25 protein-coding genes are annotated in these 26,574 nt (G+C 35.9%); 12 read left to right on the top strand and 13 right to left on the bottom strand.

What is annotated here, in order from left to right; genetic code table 11:
- Positions 1-69: 69 nt before the first annotated feature.
- Complete coding sequence (gene sspO, locus ACWPVE_RS20840; RefSeq protein ID WP_057999856.1) at positions 70-219, bottom strand: small acid-soluble spore protein O; 150 nt, start codon at positions 217-219, stop codon at positions 70-72.
- 205 nt (positions 220-424) lie between these two features.
- Between sspO and acnA the strand changes: the two genes are divergently transcribed.
- The 6 genes from acnA (at position 425) to ACWPVE_RS20810 (ending at position 5,290) form a co-directional block, all read left to right on the top strand.
- On the top strand, positions 425-3,133 hold the full coding sequence (gene acnA / locus ACWPVE_RS20835; RefSeq protein WP_453996733.1) for an aconitate hydratase AcnA: 2,709 nt from the start codon (positions 425-427) through the stop codon (positions 3,131-3,133).
- A 174-nt stretch (positions 3,134-3,307) separates the two neighbouring features.
- Positions 3,308-3,832: a redoxin domain-containing protein gene (locus ACWPVE_RS20830; RefSeq protein ID WP_453996731.1), complete on the top strand. Its 525-nt coding sequence runs from the start codon at positions 3,308-3,310 to the stop codon at positions 3,830-3,832.
- A gap of 155 nt (positions 3,833-3,987) precedes the next feature.
- Positions 3,988-4,119, top strand: coding sequence for an FbpB family small basic protein (locus ACWPVE_RS20825; RefSeq protein ID WP_453996729.1), 132 nt, complete (start codon positions 3,988-3,990; stop codon positions 4,117-4,119).
- 101 nt (positions 4,120-4,220) lie between these two features.
- Positions 4,221-4,358, top strand: coding sequence for an acid-soluble spore protein N (locus tag ACWPVE_RS20820; protein ID WP_453996727.1), 138 nt, complete (start codon positions 4,221-4,223; stop codon positions 4,356-4,358).
- A gap of 153 nt (positions 4,359-4,511) precedes the next feature.
- Positions 4,512-4,745 carry a small acid-soluble spore protein Tlp gene (gene tlp / locus ACWPVE_RS20815; protein WP_453996725.1) on the top strand — a complete coding sequence of 78 codons (234 nt, stop codon included), beginning with the start codon at positions 4,512-4,514 and terminating at the stop codon, positions 4,743-4,745.
- Between the two features lie 119 nt (positions 4,746-4,864).
- The gene (locus ACWPVE_RS20810; protein ID WP_453996723.1) at positions 4,865-5,290 is read left to right on the top strand and encodes an acyl-CoA thioesterase; all 426 of its coding nucleotides are present in this window, start codon (positions 4,865-4,867) and stop codon (positions 5,288-5,290) included.
- A gap of 24 nt (positions 5,291-5,314) precedes the next feature.
- On the opposite strand, the gene ACWPVE_RS20805 is transcribed toward ACWPVE_RS20810, so the two are convergent.
- Both ACWPVE_RS20805 and plsY read right to left on the bottom strand, forming a co-directional pair.
- Positions 5,315-6,502 carry a CapA family protein gene (locus ACWPVE_RS20805; protein WP_453996721.1) on the bottom strand — a complete coding sequence of 396 codons (1,188 nt, stop codon included), beginning with the start codon at positions 6,500-6,502 and terminating at the stop codon, positions 5,315-5,317.
- Positions 6,503-6,750: 248 nt separating this feature from the next.
- On the bottom strand, positions 6,751-7,359 hold the full coding sequence (gene plsY / locus ACWPVE_RS20800) for a glycerol-3-phosphate 1-O-acyltransferase PlsY (RefSeq protein ID WP_453996719.1): 609 nt from the start codon (positions 7,357-7,359) through the stop codon (positions 6,751-6,753).
- A 257-nt stretch (positions 7,360-7,616) separates the two neighbouring features.
- Between plsY and ACWPVE_RS20795 the strand changes: the two genes are divergently transcribed.
- The 4 genes from ACWPVE_RS20795 (at position 7,617) to ytvI (ending at position 13,891) form a co-directional block, all read left to right on the top strand.
- Complete coding sequence (locus ACWPVE_RS20795; protein WP_453996717.1) at positions 7,617-8,030, top strand: CoA-binding protein; 414 nt, start codon at positions 7,617-7,619, stop codon at positions 8,028-8,030.
- Positions 8,031-8,231: 201 nt separating this feature from the next.
- Positions 8,232-10,214 (top strand): DNA topoisomerase IV subunit B, encoded by a 1,983-nt coding sequence (gene parE, locus ACWPVE_RS20790; protein WP_453996715.1) that lies wholly within the window; start codon positions 8,232-8,234, stop codon positions 10,212-10,214.
- 6 nt (positions 10,215-10,220) lie between these two features.
- Positions 10,221-12,668 carry a DNA topoisomerase IV subunit A gene (gene parC, locus ACWPVE_RS20785; protein WP_453996713.1) on the top strand — a complete coding sequence of 816 codons (2,448 nt, stop codon included), beginning with the start codon at positions 10,221-10,223 and terminating at the stop codon, positions 12,666-12,668.
- A 167-nt stretch (positions 12,669-12,835) separates the two neighbouring features.
- Positions 12,836-13,891 (top strand): sporulation integral membrane protein YtvI, encoded by a 1,056-nt coding sequence (gene ytvI, locus ACWPVE_RS20780; protein ID WP_453996711.1) that lies wholly within the window; start codon positions 12,836-12,838, stop codon positions 13,889-13,891.
- 32 nt (positions 13,892-13,923) lie between these two features.
- Here ytvI and ACWPVE_RS20775 read toward each other — a convergent pair whose 3' ends face one another.
- Positions 13,924-15,105, bottom strand: a complete 1,182-nt coding sequence (locus tag ACWPVE_RS20775) for an alanyl-tRNA editing protein (protein WP_453996709.1) — start codon at positions 15,103-15,105, stop codon at positions 13,924-13,926.
- Positions 15,106-15,240: 135 nt separating this feature from the next.
- On the opposite strand from ACWPVE_RS20775, the gene ACWPVE_RS20770 reads away from it, so the two are divergent.
- The gene (locus tag ACWPVE_RS20770) at positions 15,241-15,498 is read left to right on the top strand and encodes a hypothetical protein (RefSeq protein WP_453996707.1); all 258 of its coding nucleotides are present in this window, start codon (positions 15,241-15,243) and stop codon (positions 15,496-15,498) included.
- Between the two features lie 84 nt (positions 15,499-15,582).
- On the opposite strand, the gene ACWPVE_RS20765 is transcribed toward ACWPVE_RS20770, so the two are convergent.
- From ACWPVE_RS20765 to ACWPVE_RS20735, 7 genes are all read right to left on the bottom strand, one after another.
- On the bottom strand, positions 15,583-15,927 hold the full coding sequence (locus ACWPVE_RS20765; protein WP_453996705.1) for a hypothetical protein: 345 nt from the start codon (positions 15,925-15,927) through the stop codon (positions 15,583-15,585).
- A 1,195-nt stretch (positions 15,928-17,122) separates the two neighbouring features.
- Positions 17,123-17,932: a creatininase family protein gene (locus ACWPVE_RS20760; RefSeq protein WP_453996703.1), complete on the bottom strand. Its 810-nt coding sequence runs from the start codon at positions 17,930-17,932 to the stop codon at positions 17,123-17,125.
- A 14-nt stretch (positions 17,933-17,946) separates the two neighbouring features.
- Positions 17,947-19,350 (bottom strand): APC family permease, encoded by a 1,404-nt coding sequence (locus tag ACWPVE_RS20755; RefSeq protein ID WP_453996701.1) that lies wholly within the window; start codon positions 19,348-19,350, stop codon positions 17,947-17,949.
- 178 nt (positions 19,351-19,528) lie between these two features.
- On the bottom strand, positions 19,529-20,293 hold the full coding sequence (locus ACWPVE_RS20750) for an IclR family transcriptional regulator (RefSeq protein ID WP_453996699.1): 765 nt from the start codon (positions 20,291-20,293) through the stop codon (positions 19,529-19,531).
- A 402-nt stretch (positions 20,294-20,695) separates the two neighbouring features.
- Positions 20,696-20,884, bottom strand: coding sequence for a hypothetical protein (locus tag ACWPVE_RS20745; RefSeq protein WP_453996697.1), 189 nt, complete (start codon positions 20,882-20,884; stop codon positions 20,696-20,698).
- Positions 20,885-21,316: 432 nt separating this feature from the next.
- On the bottom strand, positions 21,317-21,628 hold the full coding sequence (locus ACWPVE_RS20740) for a hypothetical protein (RefSeq protein ID WP_453996695.1): 312 nt from the start codon (positions 21,626-21,628) through the stop codon (positions 21,317-21,319).
- Between the two features lie 913 nt (positions 21,629-22,541).
- Positions 22,542-23,441 carry a LysR family transcriptional regulator gene (locus ACWPVE_RS20735; protein WP_453996693.1) on the bottom strand — a complete coding sequence of 300 codons (900 nt, stop codon included), beginning with the start codon at positions 23,439-23,441 and terminating at the stop codon, positions 22,542-22,544.
- A 243-nt stretch (positions 23,442-23,684) separates the two neighbouring features.
- Here ACWPVE_RS20735 and ACWPVE_RS20730 point away from each other — a divergent pair, with 243 nt between their 5' ends.
- On the top strand, positions 23,685-24,575 hold the full coding sequence (locus ACWPVE_RS20730; protein ID WP_453996691.1) for a DMT family transporter: 891 nt from the start codon (positions 23,685-23,687) through the stop codon (positions 24,573-24,575).
- A gap of 161 nt (positions 24,576-24,736) precedes the next feature.
- Here the strand turns inward: ACWPVE_RS20730 and ACWPVE_RS20725 are convergent, their stop codons facing one another.
- Together ACWPVE_RS20725 and ACWPVE_RS20720 are read right to left on the bottom strand one after the other, a co-directional pair.
- Positions 24,737-25,864: a glycerate kinase family protein gene (locus ACWPVE_RS20725; protein ID WP_453996689.1), complete on the bottom strand. Its 1,128-nt coding sequence runs from the start codon at positions 25,862-25,864 to the stop codon at positions 24,737-24,739.
- 183 nt (positions 25,865-26,047) lie between these two features.
- Positions 26,048-26,566, bottom strand: a complete 519-nt coding sequence (locus ACWPVE_RS20720; protein WP_453996687.1) for a gamma carbonic anhydrase family protein — start codon at positions 26,564-26,566, stop codon at positions 26,048-26,050.
- Between the last annotated feature and the right edge of the window lie 8 nt (positions 26,567-26,574).

Raw genomic sequence — 26,574 nt, 5'->3', positions numbered from 1 at the left:
TCTTCAGTATCGTAGTCCGATGCTATCACAAACGATTTACACTGAGCGGGTTGCTCTCGCATCGTAGGCTTACTGATTTTTCTTCCTTTTTTTATTGTTTTGTCGTTGTTCTGCTGTTAAGGGTTCATTTGCGAACTCTTCATTGTATCCAGCTCCAACACCTTGTGCACTTGCATCATTCATTCCTGGACGTACATGATTTGCTTTGCGTTTCGACATTCTCTTCACCTCCAACTTTATTTTCTTCCATTTTCGTCAAATTATCCTAAAGCTTTATAAGTAAAACTTATAGAGCATAATAACTTTCTTGTTATTTACTTATGTCTATAGTTATATTAATATATGTATTGGGGAGTTTTGAAATCTCTTATATTTCGACAATTTAATTAAATTGCGATATTATTTAAATGAAGGGGGTATACATATGGCAAAGCATGATGTATTTAATGCACGTTCTTCTTTTGAAGCAAACGGCAAAAAGTATAACTATTATAGCTTACAAGCATTAGAAGATGCGAAAATTGGTAACGTTTCAAAATTGCCATATTCCATTAAGGTTCTATTAGAATCTGTACTACGTCAAGTTGATGGAAGAGTAATTAAAAAGGAACATGTTGAAAACTTAGCAAAATGGGGAACAGACGAGTTACAAGAGGTAGATGTTCCATTCAAGCCTTCTCGTGTAATTCTTCAAGACTTCACAGGGGTGCCTGCTGTTGTTGATTTAGCTTCACTTCGTAAAGCAATGGCTGACATGGGTGGAGACCCACAAAAAATCAATCCAGAAATCCCAGTTGATTTAGTAATTGACCACTCTGTACAAGTTGATAGAGCAGGTACACTTGATGCACTACAATTTAATATGGAGCTGGAATTCGAACGTAACGCTGAGCGTTATAAGTTCTTAAGCTGGGCTACAAAAGCTTTTGATAACTATCGTGCTGTACCGCCTGCAACAGGTATTGTCCACCAAGTTAACCTTGAGTACTTAGCAAATGTTGTTCATGCGGTTGAAGGTGAAAACGGTGAATTTGAAGCATTCCCAGATACACTAGTAGGTACTGACTCACATACTACAATGATCAATGGTATTGGTGTTCTTGGTTGGGGTGTTGGAGGTATTGAAGCTGAAGCAGGTATGCTTGGTCAACCATCTTACTTCCCAGTACCTGAAGTTATTGGTGTTAAATTAGTAGGTACATTACCAAATGGTACAACAGCTACGGATTTAGCTCTTAAAGTAACGCAAGTATTACGTCAAAAGGGCGTTGTTGGAAAATTTGTTGAATTCTTTGGTCCTGGAATTTCTCAACTTCCACTTGCTGACCGTGCAACGATTTCTAATATGGCGCCAGAATATGGTGCTACATGTGGATTCTTCCCAGTAGATGAAGAAGCTTTAGAATATCTTCGTCTAACTGGCCGTAATGAAGAACACATTAAAGTTGTAGAAGAGTATTGTAAAGCAAACGGCTTATTCTATACAGCAGATGTTGAAGATCCAATTTTCACTGATGTTGTTGAAATCGATCTTTCTGAAATTGAAGCAAATCTTTCTGGTCCTAAACGTCCACAAGATTTAATTCCACTTTCAAAAATGAAAGAAGCTTACCAAACCGCTTTAAAAGCAACTGGTAACCAAGGATATGGCCTAACTCCTGAAGAAATTAACAAAGAAATTACTGTGAAATTTAATGATGGTGAAGAAGTACAAATGAAGACTGGTGATATTGCAATTGCTGCGATCACAAGTTGTACAAATACTTCTAACCCATATGTTATGTTAGGTGCTGGACTTGTTGCGAAAAAAGCAGTTGAAAAAGGTCTAGAAGTTCCTAAATTTGTAAAAACTTCATTAGCACCTGGTTCTAAGGTTGTTACTGGTTATTTAGAAGATTCAGGATTACTTTCTTATCTAGAAAAACTAGGATTTAGCACTGTTGGTTATGGATGTACTACCTGTATCGGTAACTCAGGTCCTTTAGCACCTGAGATTGAAAAAGCAGTTGCAGAAAACGACCTAATGATTACATCTGTTCTTTCTGGGAACCGTAACTTCGAAGGACGTATTCACCCACTAGTGAAAGGTAACTACCTTGCATCACCACCACTTGTAGTGGCATATGCACTAGCTGGAACTGTCGATATTGATCTTGAAAAAGAACCAATCGGTAAAGATAAAGACGGTAACGATGTATTCTTCAAGGATATCTGGCCTTCTGCAGAAGAAGTGAAAGCAGAAGTTAAGAAAACAGTGACACCTGAACTATTCAGAAAAGAATACGAACGTGTGTTTGATGATAATGAGCGTTGGAACGCAATTGAAAGTACTGACGAAGCACTATATGTGTGGGATGAAGATTCAACATACATTCAAAACCCACCATTCTTTGAAGGTCTGTCTAAAGATCCTGGTGAGGTTAAACCATTAAGTGGACTACGTGTAGTTGGTAAATTTGGTGATTCCGTAACAACTGACCACATTTCACCAGCAGGTTCAATTGGTAAAGACACACCAGCTGGAAAATACCTACAAGAAAAAGGTGTTTCTCCTCGTGACTTTAACTCTTACGGTTCACGTCGTGGTAACGACCGTGTGATGACAAGAGGAACATTCGCGAATATCCGTATTCGCAACCAAATCGCTCCTGGTACAGAAGGCGGCTGGACAACTTACTGGCCAACAGGAGAAGTTATGTCTATCTATGATGCTTGTATGAAATACAAGCAAGATGGAACTGGCTTAGCTGTTATTGCTGGTAATGACTATGGCATGGGTTCTTCTCGTGACTGGGCTGCGAAAGGTACAAATTTACTTGGCATTAAGACAGTTATTGCTGAAAGCTTTGAGCGTATCCACCGTAGTAACCTTGTATTGATGGGTGTATTACCACTTCAATTCAAACAAGGTGAAAATGCTGAAACTCTTGGCTTGACTGGTAAAGAAGAAATCGAAGTTAAGATTGACGAAAATGTAAAACCACGTGACTATGTAAAAGTAACTGCTACTGACGAAGAAGGAAACAAGAAAGAATTTGAAGTACTTGTTCGTTTCGATAGTGAAGTAGAAATTGATTACTACCGTCACGGTGGTATCCTTCAAATGGTACTTCGTGAAAAAATGAAAGGCTAAATTGAAAGGCAGATGCAACTGTTCAACGATTGCTGAAGCTAGACAAACCTTTACACTCTTAGGCAGTTTTGTGATGTTCACAAAACTGCCTTTTAATTTTTCTCTCTTATACAATTTTGTAGGTATAATGATACTAGAGAAGACCTTTGAAGTATTTTTTTACGGAGGATTCGAATGGTTAAAAAAATTGTCATAGCACTTATTCTGTTTGGTTTGGTTGGATATGCTATATTTGAATTTGTAGAAGATAAAAAAAGGGGAGTAACAGGTATTGAAATTGGAAACACTGCTCCTGACTTTGAATTACCATTATTAAATGATCAAAACGAAACGATTCGTTTATCAGATCTAAGAGGAAACAAGGTAGTTGTGAACTTCTGGGCTTCTTGGTGCAAACCATGTCGTGAAGAAATGCCTGATATCCAGACATTTTATGAGACAAAAAGTGATGATGTGGAAGTATTAGCAGTGAATATGACGGCGTCAGAAGTGAAGGCTGAAAATGCACATGAATTTGTTGAAGGGAAAGGCTATACATTTCCACTATTAGTAGACCCAAAAAACCAAGCCAGTAGTGATTATAGGGTTTTAGGATTACCAGAAACCTTCTTCATTAATTCAGATGGAACGATTAATCATTATATTAAGGGACAAATGGATCTAGAAATGCTTGAAACCCAAGTGAATAAATTAAAATAACGGAAAGAACCAATTTAATTTGGTTCTTTTTTTTATTATAGTTTCAAAATAGTAAAGAAAAATTATTAAAAATAAATTTTCGAAAATTTGTAATAATTTGTTCGTTTTTTGGAGAAGATTACTATTACAATGGTATATAGAGGAAGGTGAGAAAATTGAGAAAACTTAGAAAGGTTTCGTTTGAAGATTTGGTTAAAGAAAACAAACTAGAGCTACTAAAAGACCAAGAAGCAATGGAGCGTATTGAGGCGAGATTAGAGCAGAAAAGATTAGAAAAAGCTGAGTGAAATTTTCCACCAAATCTTTCATATGGATACATCCTCCACTACTTTTTTTACATGAGAATCACAATTATAGGTGATAATGTAAAAGAGGAGGGGGAATTAATATGCCGAAAAATAATCATAACCAATTTAAAAATAATCAAATTGGAACACAACCACGTGGTTTTGGTGGAAATAAAGGTAAGAAAATGCAAGATAAATCAGGTCAACATGCTCAGGTTATGCAAACGAAAGGTGAATAAGTTAGTACGAAAGGACGTCTTTGATAACGTCCTTTTTTCATTATTTGGTTTGACTATCCTTTTTTTTCATAAGGATTCTCTTATTTTTAGAAATAAAATTTCTAGATGTGATGCAAAATAGAGATGTAATACTATTACATAGGAGGTAATGTGATGACTCACAACAAACCAAAACCAGACGATCGTAGTAATAATGTAGAAAGACTGCAGGACATGGTTCAAAATACGATCGAAAACATTGAAGAGTCCCATGAAGCTATGCAGTTCTCAAACGAACAAGAACGCCGAAATATCGAGGCAAAGAACCAACGTCGAGAAGAATCAATTGCAGCAATGCGAGAAGAGATTAAAGACGAAGCTGCTGCAAGGGAAAATGGATATAAGTAAGGTAAGAAGTATGCCATGATTGGCATACTTTTTTGATGACATTTCATTATTAAGGATTTTTGGATATGTGATACTATATGAATATGGGATATTTCATTTATATGTAGGGAGAGGTCCAATTGCTTATATCAAAAAAAGAAGTCGAAGTAAGATATGCAGAAACTGACCAAATGGGTGTCGTCTACCATGCAAATTATTTAGTTTGGATGGAACTTGGTAGAACTCAGCTTATTAAGGATTTAGGCTTTAGTTATGCGCAAATGGAAAATGACGGAATACTTTCACCAGTTATTGATCTACAGGTTTCCTATAAAAAACCATTAAGATACGGTGAAACTGCATTAGTTAAAACATGGATTGAACATTATGATGGGCTACGTGTGGTTTATGGATATGAAATCGAAACACCAGATGGAGAAGTATCCATCACTGGAACTTCGTCACATGTTTGCGTGAAAAAAGAAACTTTTCGTCCAATTTCGATACGTAAGCATTATCCCAATTGGCATGATGCATATGAAAAAGCGAAAAAGCAAGGGAAATAAAAAAACAAGGCATGCCTTGTTTTTTTATTGCTCTTTATTGATCCACTGATTCATATGGTGAGTCATTTCTTCATATTTACTTGGTGCATTACTTAATCCGAATGACTTTGCATTTTGAAGTGGTACGACTTTAAAGTTTTTGTAGTTGTTATTTGTAACGTATGTTGGTGTAAATTGTGGGTTTTCGATTCGAATGATTGTTTCATCTTTTGACTTAACTTCTTTCACAATTTCTACGTTCAAAACCCCACCAATATCTTTATAATCTTTCATCTGTCCAGATAAGAAATTCCCTAAAGAGTAGACAACGAATGTTCGGTTACCTTCTTTACCTGTTAACCAATCCATCGGTTGTAAGACGTGAGGGTGGTGACCTATGATGAGATCGACTCCCTCATCCGCTAGCTGTTGAGCAAGTTCTTTTTGATAATCATTTGGGTATAATTGATACTCATTCCCCCAATGCATGCTTACTGTAATCACATCCGCTACTTGCTTCGCTGCCGTAATGTCCTCTTTAATTGCATCCATTTCAATTAAATTGACAAGGTACTCTTTACCTTTTGGTACAGGAATACCATTGGTTCCATACGTGTAGGAGAGGAAAGCAATACTGATTCCATTCCGATTTAATACTCGAATTTTACTTTTATCTTCAAAGCTTTGGTAGCCACCTGTGTATTCCATTCCAATTTTATTCAGATAATCGGTAGCACGAATGATTGCCTTTTCCCCGCGGTCAAGTGTATGGTTGTTGGCAATCGAAACAATGTCTACACCTGCATCCTTAAATGCATCAGCTACCTCAAAAGGACTATTAAAGGAAGGATAAGTGGATAATCCGATTTCAGTTCCCCCCACAATCGTTTCTTGATTTGCGATCGTAAGGTCTGGACTTTCAAGTAAATCTTTCACATTTGCAATCATCGGTTTAAAATCATAGCCGGCTCCAGTATTAGCGTCATTATAAACTGTGCCATGTATTAAAATATCGCCGATTGCTGCCAAAGTCATTGAGGTAGTATATGGCTTGAAGCTTTGTTCAGTCTGTTTAAATTCATGATTTTGAGCAATGTAGGCTTCCGTTGATGTGTTTGCTTTAACATTATTAAATGTGAAGTAGGCACCTACTGAAACCAGTAATAAAATCATAAAACTAATCAAATATTTAATGCTAATTCCTGACTTTTTTCTCCTTCTGCTTTTTCTCATAGACTATTCTCCCTAATTAATAGTTCAATCTATTTCTACTATAATACAAAACTATGAAAAAAAGGTAGGAATTTATCGAATATTGATGAAAAAAGACGTGTGATTGGTTATTCACACGTCTTACTTTTTGGCGACAGCTTCAAGGCAAAAGTCTCGGGTCAAAAGCCAATTACTTAAGAAGACAAATAGAGCCTTCAGTGGATGCTCGTCTTGTGTCTTTGATGCCGATATTCTGCGCACTGGGCTTCCTATAGCCATTTAATTTTTGGTTCTGTTTTGTTTCTAATCCTTGATATATTTGCTCGATGGCGATAGAATACGAACGCCGCGAGTAAAGAGACAACAATGATTAGCGGATAATCTGTTTTAATAAAAATACTATATACAATACTATAAGTGATGCAGTAAATGGCCACTAACATAGAGGAAAGTGAAACCATCTTCGTCAACTTCAAGAAAATAAAGAAACATAATAAAGTTGTAATAAACAGGAGTGGATTATAACCTAATAGTACTCCACCAGACGTTGCAACAGCTTTACCGCCTTTGAATCCAGCAAAAATTGGATACATATGCCCGACAACTGAAACCATGCCGACTAATAGTGGATGTAATCCGCCAGAGTCACCTAAGATGATAAGTGGTAGTAGCGTCGCTAATGTTCCTTTTAAGATATCTGCGATCGTTACGATTAATCCCGCTTTTTTCCCTAGCGTACGGAAAGTATTGGTTCCACCTAAATTTCCGCTGCCATGCTCCCGAATATCAATTCCATACCCAACCTTCCCAACGATTAAACCAGAAGGTATGGAACCTAAGAGATAAGCTAGGAGTATAATAACTATATTTAGTAACATATACATAACCCCTTTAATAAAATAGATAAGTGCTTTATGCAATATTTTAGCATTCTTTTGTGATTATACCATGCTTGTACATGTATTCTCATTATCCTAAGCATTTTTCTTGAAAATATTTTTCCATACATGTATGCAAAATATTTAAAAAAGGGTGTTTAACGATTCAGACTTATTGAAAATCAAAAAAAATGCAGGAATATCTCAGCATTTGACCGAAATACTATGTTATATATATATATAGGGGGCTCGTCAAAATGTCTTTGGAAATACCAACACGTGCTGAACTTGGTGAAATTTTAAAGAAAAGTAAACGGATTGCTGTTGTAGGTTTATCTGATAATCCTGAAAGAACCTCCAATATGGTAAGTAAAGCGATGCAGGATGCTGGGTATGAAATCATTCCCGTAAATCCAAATATTGAGGAGACTTTAGGTGTGAAAGCCGTTAAATCACTTAAAGAAATAGAAGGACATATTGATATCGTGAATGTATTTCGCCGTTCTGAATATTTAATGGATGTTGCGAAAGATTTTATTGAAGTTGATTCAGATGTATTTTGGTCACAGCTTGGATGTGTAAGTGAAGAAGCCTATCACTTTTTAAAGGATCGCGGACATACAGTTGTAATGGACCGCTGTATTAAGGTAGAACATGCTTTGACAAGATAACATTGACGCGACAAAAAATCCTTGTTTTACACAAGGATTTTCGCCTTTATGCGAGAAACGGTTTGCGAAATCCTAATAAAGTTATAAAATAAAAGGTAGGTTATTAAAAGATAAAACATTTGTTCTGTTAAGTGTGAATGCTTATATAGAGAGAGGCTAATTGTTAGCTATGTACTTGAGCAAGACTCAGGTGTTTTGTATATGAAAGGGGTATGTTTTTTGGCAAAGCAGCAATTTGACTACAATGATGATGCAATACAGGTTCTAGAAGGCCTTGAAGCAGTTAGAAAAAGACCTGGTATGTATATTGGGAGTACAGATAGCAAAGGTCTTCACCACCTTGTTTATGAAATTGTAGATAATTCAGTGGATGAAGCTTTATCTGGTTATGGTAATCATATCATTGTGAAAATTCATAAAGATAATAGTCTAAGTGTCCAGGATAAGGGTCGCGGCATGCCAACAGGAATGCATAAGATGGGTAAGCCTACGCCAGAAGTTATTTTCACCGTGCTGCACGCAGGCGGAAAATTTGGACAAGGCGGGTATAAAGCTAGTGGAGGCCTTCATGGTGTAGGAGCTTCTGTTGTAAATGCTCTATCAGAATGGCTTACCGTTACGATTAAACGCAATGGGTTTATATATGAACAACGCTTTGAAAATGGTGGGATTCCTGTTACCACTCTTGAAAAAATCGGTAAAACCAATCAATCTGGTACGACGATTCATTTTAAGCCAGATCCGACTATTTTTAGTACCACTTCATTTAATTACGAAATTCTAAGTGAACGCTTAAGAGAATCCGCCTTCTTATTAAAAGGATTAAAAATTGAAATATTTGATGAGAGAAATGATCTTCATGAAGTGTACCATTATGAAAACGGTATTGAAGCATTTGTTGAATATTTGAATGAAGAGAAAGATGTATTGCATCCTGTTGTCTCTTTTGAAGGGATACAGAACCGAATTGAAGTCGATTTTGCATTTCAATTTAATGATGGGTATTCAGAAAATATTCTATCCTTTGTTAACAACGTGAGAACAAAAGATGGAGGTACCCATGAAGTAGGATCAAAAACGGCATTAACTCGAGCATTTAATGAATATGCACGAAAAACAGGCCAACTAAAAGAAAAAGATAAAAACCTCGATGGTTCTGACATACGTGAAGGATTAACAGCTATTGTATCTGTCCGTATTCCTGAAGAGTTATTGCAATTCGAGGGGCAAACAAAAGGAAAACTTGGTACAAGTGAAGCACGTTCGGCTGTTGATTCAGTTGTATCTGAAAATCTTGCTTATTTTCTCGAAGAAAACCCAGAGGTTAGTACACTACTTGTAAAAAAAGCAGTTAAAGCTGCACAAGCACGTGAAGCCGCTAGGAAAGCGAGAGAAGAAGCGAGAAGCGGGAAAAAACGCAAGAAATCTGAAGCGTTATTAAGCGGTAAGTTAACACCCGCACAATCTCGGAATCCAGAGAAAAATGAACTCTACTTAGTAGAGGGGGATTCTGCAGGTGGTTCTGCCAAACAAGGACGAGATCGTCGTTTCCAAGCAGTTCTTCCGTTACGAGGTAAGGTCATTAATACGGAAAAAGCAAAGCTCGCTGATATTTTTAAAAATGAAGAAATCAATACAATTATTCATACAATTGGCGGCGGTGTTGGAGCTGACTTTAACATTGAAGATATTAATTACGACAAAATTGTCATTATGACAGATGCCGATACGGATGGAGCACACATTCAGGTCTTGCTATTAACATTCTTTTACCGTTATATGAAGCCATTAATTGAAGCAGGTAAAGTGTATATAGCTCTACCACCACTTTACAAAGTAAGTAAAGGAACTGGAAGAAAAGAAGTAATCGAGTATGCCTGGGATGATAATGAATTAAAGAGTGCAATCAGTAAGGTAGGAAAAGGGTATATGATTCAACGTTACAAAGGTCTAGGAGAGATGAATGCCGACCAGCTTTGGGATACAACGATGAACCCTGACACGAGGACCCTTATTCGAGTTCGTATCGATGATGTAACAAGAGCTGAACGAAGAGTTACTACTCTAATGGGTGACAAGGTGGAACCACGTAGGAAGTGGATTGAATCAAACGTTGCCTTTGGTCTTGATGATGATTCGAATATTCTGGATAATGAAAACTTATCGGTCGTAGAAGGGGAGTAACAATAGATGGTATTAACAGAGAAATTCCGCGATTTGCCTCTTGAGGAGGTAATCGGGGATCGGTTTGGTAGATATAGTAAATATATCATTCAAGATCGGGCGCTACCTGATGCAAGGGATGGTTTAAAACCTGTTCAAAGGCGGATACTTTATGCCATGCATGTCGAGGGGAATACGGCAGATAAGGGGTTTCGTAAATCGGCCAAAACAGTTGGTAACGTAATTGGTAACTACCATCCACATGGTGATACATCGGTATACGATGCAATGGTTCGTTTAAGTCAGGACTGGAAGGTTCGTAATGTCTTGATTGAAATGCATGGAAATAACGGTAGTAACGATGGAGACCCGCCAGCAGCTATGCGATATACGGAAGCACGTCTTTCAAAGCTTGCTTCTGAGCTTTTACGTGATATTGAAAAGAATACAGTAGAATTCATCCCAAACTTTGATGATACAAGTAAGGAACCTGTTGTTTTACCAGCAAGTTTTCCGAATTTGCTCGTAAATGGTTCCACTGGTATTTCAGCGGGGTATGCAACAGATATTCCGCCTCATCATCTCGGTGAGGTCATTGACGGTGTGATTATGCGAATCGACAAACCAAATTCTACTGTCGATGATCTGATGCAAGTGATTAAAGGACCTGATTTTCCAACTGGCGGTATCATTCAAGGAATTGAAGGAATTAAGAAAGCGTATGAAACAGGAAAAGGGAAAATTATTGTACGAGGGAAAGCAGAAATTGAGGACCTTCGCGGTGGCAAGCAACAGATTGTAGTAACGGAAATTCCATATGAAGTGAATAAGGCGAATATGGTTAAAAAGATTGATGAGATCCGCTTGGACCGAAAAGTGGAAGGGATAAGTGAAGTTCGTGATGAAACAGACAGGACAGGTTTGAGAATCGTCATTGAACTGAAAAAAGATGCGGACGCTCGTGGGGTACTAAATTTCCTCTATAAAAATACTGATCTTCAAATAACTTATAACTTTAATATGGTTGCTATTTTAGATAGAAGACCCGTATTAATGAGCTTACCGAAAATTTTAGATGCTTATATTAACCATCAAAAAGAGGTTATCACGAATCGCTCTCAATTTGAATTAGAAAAAGCTCAAGAACGTCAGCATGTAGTTGAAGGACTTATTAAGGCGTTATCAATCTTAGATGAGGTAATTGCAACAATTCGAGCATCGCAAGATAAGAGGGATGCTAAGAACAATTTAATCAAAAAATTTGATTTTACAGAGGCACAGGCGGAAGCTATTGTATCCTTGCAATTATATCGCTTAACCAATACAGACATAACAGCACTTCAGCAGGAATTTGATGAGTTAAATCAAAAAATTAATGAATTAGTTGAAATACTACAAAATGAACGCAAGCTCCTCCAAGTAATTAAGACAGACTTAAAGCGTGTGAAAAAGACATATGCAGATAATCGCCGTTCAAAAATAGAAGAAGAGATTGAAGAAATAAAGATCAATCTTGAGGTGATCATTCCATCTGAGGATGTTATCGTCACTGTAACGCAAGATGGGTATGTAAAACGAACAAGTCCACGCTCTTATGCTGCTTCAAATGGGCTTGACTTCGGTATGAAAGATACAGATCGACTATTACGGAAATTTGAAATTAATACGACAGATACATTGTTACTCTTTACGAACAAAGGGAACTATTTATATCTTCCTGTACATGAACTGCCTGATATTCGATGGAAGGACCTTGGCCAACATGTTGCCAATATAATCGCCATTGATCGTGATGAATACATCATTGAGGCATTCCCAGTTACGAACTTCGAGCTACCTGAATACCTTCTATTCACTACGAAGAATGGAATGGTGAAAAAATCCGAGTTATCTCTATATAAAGCACAACGCTATTCAAAACCACTTGTAGCGATGAATTTAAAAGGTGATGATGAAGTTGTAAATGTTCATATTACAAATGGCAATATGGATGTCTTCTTAGTTACTCATCTAGGGTATGGCCTGTGGTTTGGAGAAGAAGAGGTTAACGTAGTCGGAGCAAGAGCTGCAGGGGTTAAAGGTATAAATCTTAAGGACGGAGATTATGTCGTTGCTGGATATGTCGTGCCACCATCAACACCAGTTGATATTAGTATTGTTACACAACGTGGTGCAGTCAAGAAAATGAAAATCACTGAATTTGAAAAAGCAACAAGAGCAAAACGAGGATTGGTTATGCTTCGTGAACTAAAAAATCATCCACATAGAATTGCAGGAGCACATATAGTTTCAGAATTAGATGAGTTATTCCTAAAAACACAAAACGGTAAAATCGAATCGATTGAAACTAAATCTTTACGCCCAAATGATCGGTATAGCAATGGTTCGTTTATAGTAGATACAGATGAAGCGGGAGAAGTAATTGATACGTGGATAGAGACGAGAGAAGAATCGAATAATGAACCCAATTCTTGATTTACAAACAGCTACCATTTGGTAGCTGTTTTTGTGTTGAAAAAGATACATTGTCAACATTTCTGTATCGATTTTGAAAAAATATTTATATTTTAAAAATACCTATTTTCCTGTACAATATTCTTATAAGGATATCGGATTAGTAGAGAGTGGGTAATATTTAGAAAATGATAAAAAAATATTTTACAAAAAGAAATATTCTCCTTGTCATAGCAGTAATTGTTTTATTGTATTTATTACCAATGTCAATTTCATTGATTTTGGCCTTTCTTACAGCGCTCTTATTAGAGCCAATTGTCAATTTATTAATTACAAAATACCGATTTAAACGAATCTATTCTGTAACTGTTACGTTTGTAATATTTATGGTGTTTGTTTTATTTTTGGGATATTTGTTAGTCAATGTCATAATCAATCAATTGATTACCATCGTGAAAAATATTCCGTTTTACATATCTAGTATAGATACTGACCAGATTATTGCAACGTTTCAAAAGTTTGAGACATACTTTGAAGATTTACCAAAGGAAGTCTTGGATTCAATCATGAATACCCTGTATTCGTTCCAGGATTTATTGATTGTTGCCGCAAGAAATATTACAGAGGGTACTTTTAGTTTCGTATCCAGTCTTCCAGAGTTATTATTAGAACTGATTGTTTATTTAGTAGCAGCCTTTCTTTTTATGAACGATTTTCCTGGGATCAAAAATAAATTCAAGGCAATGTTGCAGGATAGCTCTATCGAGAAGATAAAAATTGTCACAACCCAATTGAAAAAAATATTTGTTGGCTTTATTAAGGCTCAAATTATCCTAAGTGGGGTAACTTTTATCATTACGTACATTGGCCTTTGGGTACTAGGTGTAAACTATCTTTTTATCATATCTTTGCTCATCGTTCTTGTTGATTTACTACCCATTTTAGGTACAGGGTCATTTATTGTACCTTGGGCAGTCTTTGTTTTAATAAACGGGAATACAAAGCTAGGGATAGGATTAATCATTCTTTTTGTACTGATTACAGTAATACGAAAAATCATTGAGCCAAAAGTGTATTCATCGAACTTTGGTATCAGTGCCTTGGCAGCACTTATCAGTATGTATTTAGGATTTAAAATCATTGGTATTGTTGGTTTACTCCTTGGACCGTTACTCGTAATCCTATACGATTCATTAACAAAAGCGGGGGTTATTAACCTAGGCTTAAATTCTAATAAATTATAAGAAAAAAGCTACCTCATCGGGTAGCTTTTTTCTTATAATGTTTCATTTATCTTTGTTTCTAAGTAGTCTTTAAATGCTTCCATGTCATTTCGGTTATTGAATGCGGCTTGAGCAGTGGTATTATTGCCGCCACCTTTACCATTGAAATTTTTCAATTCTTGCTTGAATAATTGACCACATTGAAGGGGGATAGAGCCATTATGTGAAAGTAGCAATTTATTTTCAAGCGACGTTGTAAAAATGACACATCGATTTGATATTTCATTTATTTCTTTCGCAATGCCTTGAAGATCTTTCAATGATTTATCCTCGAAGGAGCTAACAATCAATTTTCTATTAGAAGATTCGACTAATTCCTGAGCTAGAAACTGATTTATTTTTCCATTTAACTCCTCAATTTCTCTCTGATACTGTTTGTTTTCAGTTTCTAATTTCGAAATTTTTTCGGCGAGACCTTCACGGTTTGTGCTATGTTGGTTTGCTAAAGTTATTAAAACTGAATGTGTTGCTTGATAATCTTTCAAAGCACGGCCACCAAAAATAAAGTATACACGCGTATTGCCTTTGCTTTTCTCTGTTTTTAACAGTTTCATTAGTCCTAATTCACCAGTTCGCGATACATGTGTTCCTGCGCATGCTGATGTATCAATGCCATCTATTTCCACTATACGCATATCATCACCTTCCACATCGGGCATTTTTCGAAGGGGAAGGGTTTCAGCTTGTTTTTTAGAAACAAAATATGTTTTGATTTCGCGGTTTTCAATGATCGCTTTATTCACTTGATTTTCAATGTGCAGAAGTTGATCATCATTTAATGTAGGAACACTTAAGTCAATTGAAACCGTATCTTTTCCTAAATGAAAGCTTGATGTATGGGCATCGTATTCTTCAATACAAATCGCCGATAATAAGTGCTGGCCAGTATGCTGTTGCATATGGTCATATCTTAACTCCCAATCAATTTGACATTGTACAGCTTGATTAGCTGGGGGATGGGGGAGTTTATGATATACTTCACCGTCATGTTGATAAACATCTAAAACTTGAATATTATCTATTAGCCCTGAATCAGATGGTTGTCCACCGCCTTCAGGATAAAATGCGGTTTCCGCTAGTGTAATAAGACAGTAATCATCTTTATGTATCACGTTTGTAACAGTGGTTGTCCAATTTTTTAAATATGCGTTTTCATAATAGAGTTTTTTGGTCATAGAATTCTCGATCCTTTCAATATCAGATAATACAAAACATACTAGAAAAGAAGGAAAGTTTCAATTCTTAATATGTTCATTGTCATAAAAAAGGGAGAGGAGGAGCAACTTAATGGTAAGTGAGGAGTGGTATAAATGGTAGAAAATCAACTAATCGTAGGTGAAATTGAAGACGATGCATTTGTGTTAACACAATTTAAGCATATGAATACCCAGTCAGTAATTAGCAAGGAGAGGCTAGAAACGATTTGCGACTATTTAATGAAAGAAATAGAAAGCGGAGCACAAGAGCATGTTATAACATTAAATGATCAAATACCAGTTAGGGTTAGTCATGAAGAGATGGAAGAGTTGTTAAGCAGATTTATGGTTATTCGCGAATTATTGAATTGAGAAGCAAAGTTAGAAAAAGGAGTTAGTTTATCATAATTATATTATGTAAACTAAAAACACTAACGAACTGAGGGAGGGATCGCGTTATAAATGATGATGTTTTTTTATAACAATTTCCATTCCCATCTCAATTAAAGTGTTAGCATGAGTATTAAGCCTGCGAGCCCGATCTTTAAGTAACTCATATTGCTTGTTACTAAATGTTGTGCCCATTTTAATTCGATCAACAGGTTTAACCGGAGGTTTAAAATCTTTAGGATTTTTATAGCATTCTAATACGTAATCAATAGCCTCAGTTAATAATTGATTAACGGGAACCTGATTACGATTTGCAATTTCTTTGATTTGTTCAAGTAAAGCATGGCTAATCGTTGTATGTTTCGTAACACGATCAGGATTATGTTGTCTAATTTTGCTTTCATAAGGCATTTAAAATCAACTCCCAGATAAGTTGTATACTGCAAGTTATGTACGAATGCTTAAGAAATGAATATTTATGTTCATTATAACATGGTTTATCGTTATTTTACTGATTCAAACCAAGTTCCTAGAATAGATATTATGTAAACTAGAAACGAACTGCATTAGAACAATAATGGTTGCTCTTAGTTCCTGGAATATACTAACTAAGGAACCTACACCCTTTCGAGAGCCTCATCTTTGGAACAGAACGGCCAGGTAAATATACAGGGTACAGTTACGTAATCAAGTTGCTGAGGCTCTAATTTAGGATCTAGTAAGGAGAATTATCTTTTTTTCGAAATCTATGCGGTAAATTTATCTAAGTTGTTCTTTTGTATAATCAGTATTTTTTATTAACTCTTGATCATCAAGTAATTTTCAAACTTATGCTCGTCTTTGTTCATTCTGGGTCACCTATTTCAAATTTCATTATATTAATGAAATTTATTATGAATACTATAAACACCAAAGGTTTAACAACCAATTCTAAAGTTTCTCTTTCGATTTCGACCAGAGATAATATTTAATGCTTCAATTTCGACATAATTCGAGCTCGTGAACGCTTTACAAATTCAACTATCCTCTGTTATGTCAATTTATTTGAATTAGATTCTATTGTATTCATAGACTACTTCCCCATCCATCTACTGATGTATTCCCAGCAAACATCATTATAGGATAGCGTAATTACCCAACTGAATGTAAAATAAGCTGCACCTACAGTGGTTATTTTGGTTTGTAATACTAGCAACGATCTGAAGATATGTTATGGCAAAAAGAAATGATTAACCTAACAAATTTACATAGTATTTAAACTTGTTCGTATTCATAATGAATTCACCTATTTTAAAATTAGAGTATTACCGTTATTACCGTTTGTAATAACAATTAATTCTGTTGGCAAGTTTATAAAATGATGAATAATCTCTATTTATATATTTTCGGACGATGAAACACTTACAAGGGAAATTTCTATTCTAACAGCCTTTTTGTATTCACCAGTATCTGGTTAACCACTTATTAAAACGTCTGTAGGTTGAAAAAATTCATTTAAAAATAGAAAAACGCAGAGAATCTCTGCATTTTCCTATCTACTTAAGTATTTGAAATAATAAGATTAAAGGTTACAGCAAAGGATTATTTGTTATTTCAGAATGAATGTCTAAAGAGGAATTTCTCTCTTCCTTACTGTTACGGTAACTTCTTCATCACAATATCTAATAAGTTCTATCATATTTTTAACGAGAGCATTGTGATAGATCTCTCCGTTTTCCTTTGTTGAAACAGTGGGGTCACCAACAACTCCAACATTAATTGCACCTTCACGATACACACCTACATCACTAGGAACGAAAACTTTATCTCCTTCAACAAAAGGGTCATGTTGTAAAAATGGGTGCTTATTGTGTACATTTTTGACTGCTTTTGAAGGGTCGCAGAGTTCTGGATATAGATAATACATGTGTGAGGTTTCCATCTCAGCAGCATGTCCTACGCCGCCGGGTTCTGAAACTTTGATTTCTCTCGCAATCTGATCAGCAATATAAAAAGGATCGGCTATTCCTAGAAATGCTCCAGTTTCATTGCGTAGTTTTGTAAGAGCTATTTTTAATGGAGGCAGATTAGCCTCACGATGACCATTTAAAACGATAATTTTTTCAAATCCATGATAGATTAAGCTCTTACAAATATCATATACCAAATTCGTTAAGGTTTCTGGGCGCAATGTAATTGTTCCTGGAAAAGCCATATGATGTGGTGCCCAACCGACCCAATTTGGAGGAGCCACTAGGGTATTGGTTATTTCTGCAACCTCTTCCGCAACCCGAAGTGCAACAAAAGAATCTGTCCCTAGTGGTAAATGTTTCGCATGTTGTTCTACACTTCCTACAGGTACAATAATTGTTTTTTTCGTTTGTAAATACCGCTCAACATCTTCCCATTTATTTTCTTGTAGCCATACACTTTTCAATGAACTCATCTCCCTTATTCTTTTGTGATAGTCTCCATATCTTTTTCATCAAGGTATTCCCACCTACTTTTAGAATATAGATAATAAAAAGCAGTAATCAGGACGAGCCAACTAATCCCGATTAATAGTGGAAGTGTCTCAATATAAGTTAGAATCCAAAAAGATCCGATTGCAGCAACGATTGCCAATATGGGAATGTTTTTTATATTTACTGGAAATCGGAAAACGGGTCGCAAATGTGGTTGTTTTACACGTACTACAATTAATGCAATGTTCATAAGTGCCATCATAAGCCAGTTTGCAAATACTGCAGCTCCCACCGCAATTGAAATAGCTTTACCATATCCCATCGTACTCATAAGAGTAGTCCCCAATGCAATAATACCTGTAAATAAAGTGGCTGTAACAGGAACATGTGTCTTCGGGCTCACTTTCGCTAAAAATGCCGGAACAGCATTTTCTCTAGCGGCAGCAAATAACATTCTAGATGAACCTAATAAACAACCAACTGTTGAAGTGCCAGTTGCTGTCAATGCAGCAATCGCAATTAACACAGCACCTACTCCAGGAAGAACGGTTTCAATTGCTAATGACAAAGGTGCAGTCGAAGCTGCAAGGTCACTTGGGGTTGCTGCTGAAACAACGCCAAATCCAGTTAAGCAATATAAGACAACAACTGTTACAAGTGATGAAATTTGCGCTAGTGGGAGATTGCGACGTGGATTTTTCGCCTCTTCTCCAAGTGTTAATACTGCTTCTACTTGCATTTGTCCAAAAGCAATTAGTGCAGTCGCAGCAAATACTCCTGTCCATCCATTCGGCATAAAGTCATTATGTAAAAATGGCCCAACAGGATTTTGAAAAATAGTAATAATTGCAATTGCGAATAATGCTATTACCTGGATGATTGAAAAAATGGTATTTATTTTACCTGTAGTTTTAATACCGATTAAAAGTAATGCAGTAATTGCTATTGAAACAACGGGCGCAACAATTGTTGGAGACAATGATGGAAAAATAAAATTGAAGTATCCAGCAAAGCCAAGATTTACAGCCCCAGCAGCAAAAGCAAATGATAGAAAATATAGACCTGAACACCACAATGCCATCAAACGGCCTAAATCCTTATGTATTGGTGAAAACGCAAATTTTGAATAGGCATATGAAGCTCCTTCATACGGCCAGTTCGAAGCTAACTCTGCATAACTCATACTAGAAAGAATTGCAATAATCCCCGCAATTAAAAACGCAATAAATAATGCAGGTCCTGCCTGTGCAACCGCAGGCCCAATTACCGTGAAAATACCCCCACCTATTAATGCACCTACGCCGACACTCCATAAATCAACAAAACCTAATCCTCGACTCAGTTTACCACTTCCTATAGCAGGATGGTTTGTAGATGTTTGTAGATTCATATTTCTCCCTCCATTTCACTATTCGAAATATCAATTTCATTTTGTGATTTTTGATTATTATATACTATTTTTCTTCAAAAATCATCAAATTTTGAAAATTTTTTGATTAAAGAAAACACTTAAAAAGTGGCACGTATTAAAGAAAACAGGGCCCATATTAAGACCCTGTTTTTAGACTTTAATATTTTTTTTGTATTTTATTGGCGCTTTCTTTTAAACTAGCGATCAAATATTGCTGTTTTTGAGAATCAACTTTTCTATCGTCCCCAATTACGCTTAATGCAGCAATCACACGTTTATTTATATCGAAGATCGGAACGGATATCGCAATTGTTCCCTTATGTAATTCTCCTTTACTGATTGCATACCCATATTCTTTTATTTTTTTTAATTCAGTGGAAATCATGCAGGAATCGATTTTTGTATTTGGTGTAAAAGATGTGTACGTATAACTATCTAGAATAGCTTTTTGCTCCTCCTCAGGTATAAAAGCTAAAAGTGTCCGCGGACAGGCTCCTGCGTATAAAGGAACACGCCTTCCTACCTGTGGAAATACTCGAAAAGTAGTTAAAGATTCAAACTGTTCAATATAAACGGCTTCATTCCCATCACGAATAGCCAATTGAACTGATAATCCACTTTCATTACGTAGTAACAACATTTCTTGTTTTGCAAGTTCTCTAATATCAAAATGACTGTAAACAATTTGGCTTTTTTCTAAAAATGCCATGCCTAGCTGAAATCTTAATTGACCATCTTGACTGACGCGCTTAATATACCCAAACTTCTCAAGGGAAGAAATTATCCGGAAGACAGTGGGTTTAGAAAATGTTGTTTTCTCAGAAAGTTCATCCAATGTAAGGGAGGGATTTCTTAAATCAAAGCATTCGAGCACCGAAAGGGCCTTCTCTACACTACCATTTCTACTTGCTACCTCTTTCATCTTGTAACTCCTTTGTTTACTAGACACAATATTACTTAAGGTGAACAACTTTAAACCCTAATGGGGAAATATGATCACACCATTCCTTCGTGTACTAGATACCTTAATATAATAAACCTTTAAACATACTTCTATATGAATAAACAAAATCCTTCAAAAAAATAAAAAGTAACAGCATTAATGAATGTGTATTGTCTAACAAAACTTTAAATGTCTAATGAATATACAATAAAATTGATGTTATTATATATACCCAAAGTATAAATATAAAATGAAAAACAGGAAATAATCTATTTCCTATTGCTAGCCGTTATTTTTTCTATTGCATGCATGAATATGTACAATTTAATACAAAAGTCAAATGGATAATTGTTCCCCTTTAGCTTTTTACCTCAAGTAACATTACAAATCACTATTTTTTTTATTTTGATTATCAGTTATTCTATGGTAAATCTGAGCGATAAAGAAAGTAGTCAATGCTACTAATATAGCTCTTGGTACACCATGCTCCACAAAATAAGCTATTAAAGCCGCGATGATTCCTGCTAAGCCTGATGAAATAAATACCCACTTCCAATTTGGCGTCTTCATACTGATGTTCCCTTCTTATTCATTTTTTAATCTAAAACCATATATGTAATTAAGATACATAAGTCTAGAAATTACTCCAGCTACCGTTATTACAATACTTAAAACCAATACCGCTAAATTCTTAGACGTAACTCCAATCTCCCTATTTGTATATTTTGGAAATATATGAAACTAGGTTCATTATAACCATATTATTCCAATGATTTATTGGGTAATTTGATGTATTTCTGTTAGAAACTTTTTTGGTGAAAAAACCTGGATACATCAATTTTGAGGAAATTATGAAAACTGAAGATTGTGAAGAATGTGATGAGCATGAATAGGATAAACATGCTCATCTTTGGTTCGAAAGATACCGTTTTTATTTCTCTTTAGAGGGGGCTGTCTCCTTTACTGACTGTACTTATATTAATAACAGCAAAATAATGAGAATTATTTATTCTTTAAACTATCCTTTTCTAAATTATCTAGCCGTTTATGTGCTTGTTTTGAACTCTCTTCTACTCGAGTAATACGTTCCCCCAAGGCAATCATTTGCCGTTCATTTGCTCTTAAGTCAATACGGATATCATCTACCCCTTTGCTTATATACCTCAATTGAGCTCGTATTTCGGCATCAGCTTTGACATCATCTTTCTCTTCCTTCTGGAGATTTAACAGATGCTTTTTCTTGTTTAACAGGTATCCTTGATATGCAATAATCAATCCTAATACAGAGATTAATACCCCTAATTCAATTGTCATTTTCTTCACACCCCTTCAGGGCATATTAAAAAGCCCTCGTTTGTATATCATCTACGTTGTTTTCTTTAATGACAAGTGAAGCTTTACTAATAAACATGAGCGGGATCGGCTCTATCCAACGTAAATTCGTAAAGACTTGTACAAATGTTGAGCAATTTTCATACGACCTTTTCAGCGCCTAACGTAACTAACTTCTTTGTATGTGATACACCAGCTCGCATACCAGTCTCCTACATCTAAGTCCTTAAATATAGGATTCAGATCCTTTGTACGGTTCAAAAATCAGTATCATAGATATTAATCGCTCGTACTTATCCATTAGCAAATGCAAGTATGACTTCCCTATCAAAGATGACATGATGTGTATATAATGATGGTTTCGATAGTTGTCATTGGTTATTGAACCGTATTGAGTTTAATAAAACCAAATCAACGTCCTTTATCAGCTGTATAAGCAATGGGGTTTTGATGATGGTAAAAGTGATCATTCTACTCAACATTCACCATCCTTACTTAATACAGTATGTTGTTCTGTTAACTTTTGTATAGATAGAACGATTACTTCCTGCAAATTATAAAAAGCTATCTTGACTAAGATAGCTCCATTACTAATATCAAATCTATCAAATTCGTTAGTCAAGTACTTCTCAGTAGATAATCAAACTATTTTCAACTGAGTGTAGACTAACACAAGAGTAATTGTCGGTAAGTATGTTAAAAGGGAAAATGTCATACTTTAAAAAGTTCGATTAAGACACTCAAATTAGCCTTTTCGATTGCTAATATATCTATCCAGTATCTACTCATATTTTTTCATATAATGGCAAATTGTCCTTGTGTTAAATTTTTTCGGTTGTATTTTCTCTGACTATCTATAAAATACACTTAAACAGTAGTCATTGTGAAGAAGTTATTAATCTATACATGTCATGCTTTCGATAAGTTGTGTGGCAGTAGTGATGAAATGATTAACCAAAGTGGAATGATCATCCGCTCTCCACGCTAGACTTATCTCAACTCTTGGAGCTTCTTTTTCTATGTTGATGTAGGATACATCACGTTTATGAAAGTCAGATGTCGATTTAGGTACGATACTAATTCCTAGTCCAGAGGCAACTAATCCTATCACTGTCTGTATTTCTTTGACACCTTGACGTATGTTGGGGCAAAAACCAGCATTGTGACATTTTAAGATGATGTCATCGTACCAATTTGGCCAAATTTCCCTCTCAACCAATATAAATTGTTCATTTCTAAGTTCCTCTATTGAAATAGAAGTTCGTTCCGAAAATGGATGTGAATTCGGTACGACAGCGATGCATGATTCTTGAAAAACGGACTTAAGTGATAAAAGCGGATCAAAAATAGGTGGCCTCACAAAGCCAATATCTATTTCTTTATTATGCAATGCGTCAATTTGTGTTGGCGTAGGCATTTCTTGAAGAATTATGTCAACGTCTGGAAACTGCTGTTGAAAGCCACGAACTACGACAGGAAGAATACTAAACGTTGCTGAACCAACAAACCCCAGCACCAATTGTCCTGCTGTGCCACTTTGCACCCTTTGGGCTAAAGATTTAGCCTCCTCTAATTTACGCAGAATTTGGCGCACTTCTTCTAAAAAAGTCACCCCAGCATTTGTCAACGCTACATTTCTTTTTGATCTCTCAAACAACTTTACTCCAAGTTCACCCTCGAGTTGTAAAATCTGTTGACTTAAAGGTGGTTGTGTCATTTGTAAACGTTTTGCCGCACGACCAAAATGTAACTCTTCTGCAACAATCATAAAATATCTAAGTTGACGAAGTTCCATGTTTTCTCCCCCGCCCCCATTAAGTCGTATTACCACTTAATTAGTTGATATTTATATATTAGACATAAAGTAAATCTCAATGTAAAGTCTTTTATAAGAATGAAATTGAATTTGAAATATAAAGTAAGTAACCCAGTCATTATGCCAGTCTTTAATTTAGATTGGATTCTAACACTGAATGAGTGTGAACTCAATTGATTATTCCTATTTCTTAAAAAAATGATAATGGAGAGGGCATTTGATATGAATATTGGAATGATAATGCTATGTATGATTTGGGGATTTAATTTCGTCATCATGAAATTAGGGAATGGTTCTTTTCCCCCAGGAGAGTTTGCTGCTTTCCGATTTTTAATTGGTTCCTTTGTACTCCTTGGTGTGTGTTGGTTGAAAAAAGTACCACTCCCAAAAAAATGCGATCTCAAGTGGTTCATTTTATGTGGACTGTTTCAAACTGCCTATTTTAACATAGCCATTCAAATATCACTCAACTACATAAGTGCGGGCCTTACCTCAGTAATGACTTACAGCATGCCTCTCTTCTTGTCAATTATGGCACACAAGTGGATTCCTGTTGAAAAGCTAACGGCTCGTAAAACATTCGGTATCTTAATCGGCATTGTGGGATTAGTTCTAGCGATGAATATTCGTTTAGATGGATCGTTTTGGATTATCTTATTGGCTTTAAGTTCCGCTATTTCATGGGCAGTTGCTAACTTGATTTTTAAAGTGAAATTAAAGCATTGTGACACGGTTCAGTTTACCACTTGGCAAATGACAATTGGAGCAGTGGGACTGTTCGTTTATACCCTTATATTTGAACACGGTGATTCTCATTGGGGTGTTATGCCAGTTATGTATATTCTATATTCTGGGGTTATAGCATCGGCATTGGCTTTTGTTATGTGGAATCGTATTTTAAAGAATACGGAGGCAAGCAAAGCATCGATTTCGTTGTTACTGGTACCTATCGTTGGGGTCATTTCTGGATATATCTTTTTACAAGAAACCTTAAATGTAGTTACATTGTTAGGCGTTTTATTTGTATTAATAGGTATCTGGTTTGTAAATAGTAAGAGTATCCAAGAAACAAAGAAGAACTTTTCAAGAAATATCGGTAAAGCGTTAGATTAGGATACGAATATGATAGTTTAATAACTGATTTCACGGTACGTTTAATCATTAGTTAGAAGGTACAAATGAAATCAATTTAAATTATACGGTTTACAAAAGAAAGCTATCAAACTAGGATAGCTTTCTTTTGTGAAAGTATCTTTATCCATTCCAGTCTAATTTTACTTGTTCAACATTAATACTTTACATACATTTTCTACTGTATTCGTAAGATTATTCTCACCTGAGGTTAATGCATGATCCAATGTTGTAACTTCATTAAGTATACTAAAGATAGCCGTAAATCCATTTTCATATAATTTTTCTATGTCATTGCCCACTCGTCCTGCAAAAGCGATGACTGGAATGTGATAACGGCTTGCTAATGAAGCAACACCAAATGGGGTTTTTCCAAACAATGTTTGGTGATCAATACTTCCCTCTCCAGTAAAAACATAGTCAGCACCCTGTATGGTTTGTTCCAATCCTGTAAATTCAATGACTAAATCGATTCCTTTTAGAAGTCGGGCATGTAAAAAAGCAATTAATGCAGCGCCTAGACCTCCTGCTGCACCAGCCCCAGAGATTGATGAAACATCCATACCAAGCTCTTTATGTATGATAGTGGCATAATGAACTAAGTTTTTATCAAGTAGTTCAACCATTTCGGGTGTTGCTCCTTTTTGTGGTCCAAATATAGCAGAAGCACCATTTTCCCCTGTTAGAGGATTAGTCACGTCACATGCTACATCGATTTGAACATCCTTTAATCTAGGGTCTAGACCACTGGTATCAATCGAATATAATTCATTTATCGCTCCACCACCATAAGGTAATTCAGCCCCAGTCTTATCCTTAAAGGAGACTCCAAGTGCCTGAAGCATTCCTATACCACCATCATTTGTTGCACTTCCACCAATCCCGATTAGAATTCGATTTACCTCTTGATCAAGTGCATGTTTAATGAGTTGGCCTGTTCCATAGCTTGTTGTGATTAACGGATTTCTGTCGTCTTTACGAATGATTTGTAATCCGCTTGCACTAGCCATTTCAATAATAGCTGTCTTTTCAACAATGCCATATTCAGCTACTACTTTGTTTCCTAAAGGTCCAATTACCTCTGTTTTTACGAGCCGCCCATTCGTTACGCTAGTAAGTGATTCAACTGTTCCTTCTCCACCATCTGCCATTGGAACAATGACACACTCAGCATCAGGAAACACATGTTTAATTCCACTTTCCATTGCTAGAGCCGCTTGTTTAGCAGTCATACTTTCCTTAAAAGAATCTGGAGCCAAAACAAATCTCATACCCATCTAGTCCTTTTCTCAATTTTATATTTAAAAGAAAGTAGGGTGACTATGTGTCACCCTATATACTATTATATGAGTTTCAGAAAGCATTCTGCTAGAGAAAACTTTAAAACTCTATATTTTATTTGTTTTTGCGTCAGAGACTAATCACTACTCTTAATCACGATTTAAAGTGTTTTTTTATAAAATGTTATTTTCTTTAAATCGTTTTCCATTATTGATATAAAATGTAGCCCCTTCTTCGGCACGTTCAATCAAACTACTCGATAGTTCTTTCAATACTTTTGCTGGTACACCAGCAGCGAGCATCCGTTCTTCAATTGTTTTATTTTCAGTGACGAGGGCACCAGCAGCAATGAACGATTGCTTTTGAACAGTTGCTCCATTAAGAACGGTGCCATTCATCCCGATAACTGCGCCCTCTTCAATTGTACAACCATGAATGACACAATTATGTCCAATTGTTACATTTTTTCCAATGTAGGTTGGATAACCTGGATCCGAATGAATGACCGCCCCGTCTTGCACATTTGCCCCTTCGTCTATCATTATTTTTTCATTATCTCCTCTAATTACTGCATTAAACCAAACTGAAGCATTTGCCTTAATTTCTACATTCCCGATGATTTGTGCCCCTGGTGCGATATAGGCAGTTGGATCAATTATTGGTGTATACTCGCCCAAACGATAGATTCCCATTTTTGTAG

This window comes from Bacillus nitroreducens, from assembly GCF_964021195.1.
The sequence above is the reverse complement of the archived record's forward strand: the minus strand, read 5'-3'. Positions and strand labels throughout refer to the sequence as shown.